Here is a 1,721-nt window from a genome sequence, read left to right on the forward strand (position 1 = left end):
GCACGCGCCGCCACAGTTCGCGGCCTTCGTCAATTGCTTGCGGCAGCGCTTCGATGCGGGCGTCGGTCAGCACCACGTCGGCGACCGTGTGGGCCGGGTCGCTGCCGCGCGCCACCACCCCGATGCCGACGGTGGCGGCCCGGATCGCGGCGGCGTCGTTGGAGCCGTCGCCGACCATCGCGCATACCCGACCGGTCCGCTCCAGAGTCTGGACGATCTGCACCTTGTTTTCCGGCGACATCCGGGCGAACACCACCCGCTCCGCGACCGCGTGCTCCTGGTCCTTGCGCGACATCGCGTCCCACTCCGAGCCGCTGATGACCTGATCGAGTGTCACCGGCATGCCCAGCTCTGCGGCGATCGCCGCGGCGGTAAGCGGGTGATCGCCGGTGATCAGCCGGAGGGCCACGTCTCGCTCCTGCAGATCCGCAAGTAGCCCCTTGGCTTCGGGCCGCGGAGTATCGGAGAGCCCAAGCAGCCCGACCATCGTCAACTCGTCGGCGCACAAGTCGGCGATCGCATCGTCGGGGTCGTCGTCGACGGCTCGCATCTGTCCGTGGTTCAGCTGCCGCCGCGCCACCGCGATCACCCGCAATCCGCTGGTCGCCAGCTGGCGGACGGTGTCGTCCATGCCGGGGCCGACGTTTTGGCAGCGGGCCAACACCACCTCCGGTGCGCCCTTGACGGTCAGCTCGTCGTCGGTCACCGATGCGGAGAACGACCTGCCGGAGCGGAACGGCAGATGGGCGTCGGGTTCGCCTGCGGGGTGTGAACCGTTGACGGCCAGCGCGGCCTCGGTGATGGCGACATCGGTGGCGTGGATCTGCGGGCCGCCGTTGGCAGTCGGGGCGGCGTGTGCGGCGCACCGCAACACCTCTTCGCGGGAGTAGCCGTCGACGGTATGGACCTGCGCTACCCGCAGCCGGTTCTCGCTCAGCGTGCCGGTTTTGTCGAAGCAGACCACGTCGACGCGGCCCAGCGCCTCCACCGATCGTGGCACCCGCACCAGCGCGCCGAAGTTGGTCAGTCGCCGGGCGGACGCCTGCTGGGCGAGTGTGGCCACCAGCGGCATGCCTTCGGGCACGGCAGCCACGGTGACGGCGATGCCGCTGGCCACCGCCTCGCGTAATCCTCTGCGGCGCAACAAGCCCAGCGCACTGACCAATGCGCCGCCGGTGGCGCTGATCGGCCAAGCCCGGTTGGTGAGTTGGCTGAGCTGGTGTTGCAGCCCGATTTCGGGCAGTTCGCCGGACACCAGCTCGGCGGCGCGCCGCACCTGAGTTTCGGGTCCGACCGCGGTCACCAGCGCCACCCCGGTGCCCGCTACCACGGTGGTTCCGGCGTAGAGCATGCAGCGCCGCTCGGCCAGGTCGGCGCCAGGTGTGGGATCCACCTGCTTTGGCACCGACAGTGATTCACCGGTGAGCGTCGATTCGTCGACCTCAAGGTCTTCTTCCTCGATCAGCCGTGCGTCGGCGGGTACCACCTCATGCGTGCGTACCTCGATCACGTCGCCTGGCCGCAGTTGCTCGGCAGGCACCATGGTGTAGACCGGTGTTCCGTCTGCTTCGGTGCGGACCTTGCGGGCCGGCGGAACTTGTTGTGCCAGCAGGCGATTCAGCCGGTTCTCGGCGCGCAGTCGCTGGCTGGCCGCCAGGATCGAATTTCCGGTCAGCACCGAACCCACCATCACCGCGTCCACGGGCGAGCCGAGCACCGCG

1 protein-coding gene is annotated in these 1,721 nt (G+C 69.4%); it reads right to left on the bottom strand.

The window, feature by feature from the left end; genetic code table 11:
* A partial coding sequence (locus tag ACFE99_RS24660; protein ID WP_375489446.1) for an HAD-IC family P-type ATPase occupies window positions 1-1,721 on the bottom strand: 1,721 nt, incomplete at both ends.

It is taken from the genome of uncultured Mycobacterium sp., assembly GCF_964249325.1.
Classification (GTDB): domain Bacteria; phylum Actinomycetota; class Actinomycetes; order Mycobacteriales; family Mycobacteriaceae; genus Mycobacterium.